The organism is Arthrobacter sp. ZGTC212 (genome assembly GCF_002929255.1).
Taxonomy (GTDB): domain Bacteria; phylum Actinomycetota; class Actinomycetes; order Actinomycetales; family Micrococcaceae; genus Arthrobacter_B; species Arthrobacter_B sunyaminii.
The window spans coordinates 1-908 of sequence record NZ_PJIJ01000013.1 but is presented as its reverse complement, the minus strand read 5'-3'; the positions used below and the strand labels follow the sequence as shown (position 1 = coordinate 908).

Below are 908 nucleotides of genomic sequence, written 5' to 3'. Positions count from 1 at the left end.
TTTCCCTACATCGCCTATGACAACGGCGGCGGGGCCTTCCTTATCCCCTACCTCGTGGCATTGCTGACGGCGGGCATCCCGCTGCTGTTCCTCGACTACGCCGTGGGCCATAAGTTCCGTGGCTCCGCTCCGCTGGCCTACCGCAGGCTCCACCGCGTTGCCGAGCCGCTTGGGTGGTGGCAGGTTCTGATCTGCTTTGTTATCGCGACCTATTACGCGGTGATCATCGCGTGGTCCCTGATGTACACCATTTTTTCCTTCACGGAAGCATGGGGCGACGACGCCGAGGGCTACTTTTTCGGGAGCTTTCTCAAGGTAGCCGAGGCACCGGGCATCGGTTTCAACTATGTGCCGTCGGTTTTCTTCCCGCTGCTGCTGATCTGGATCGCAGTCATCATCATCATGGTGGCCGGAATCCGTAAGGGCATCTCGCGCGCAAACTCGATCCTGCTCCCGCTGCTGGTGGTGATGTTTGTCCTTCTGGTGGTCCAATCGTTGTTCCTCCCGGGTGCCGCAGAAGGGTTGAACGCGTTCTTCACCCCCGATTGGTCCGCCCTGGCCGATCCGTCCGTCTGGGCTGCGGCCTACGGCCACATCTTCTTCTCACTTTCCGTGGGCTACGGCATCATGGTCACCTACTCCTCCTACCTGAAGCGCAGGACAGACCTCACCGGTTCCGGCATGGTGGTTGCCTTTTCCAACTCCGGATTCGAAATCCTCGCCGGCATCGGTGTTTTCGCGGCTCTTGGGTTCATGGCGCAGGCAGCAGGCACAGGCGTGAACGACGTCGTGACCCAGGGCATCGGCCTTGCCTTCGTCGCATTCCCCACCATCGTGTCCCAGGCACCCTTCGGCGGGCTCATGGGCGTGCTCTTCTTCGGATCGCTGGTGTTCGCGGGGATCACCTC

1 protein-coding gene is annotated in these 908 nt (G+C 60.9%); it reads left to right on the top strand.

All coding sequences use genetic code 11. The features are described from left to right. On the top strand, positions 1–908 hold a 908-nt coding region (locus tag CXQ89_RS17610), incomplete at both ends, for a sodium-dependent transporter (RefSeq protein ID WP_181032426.1).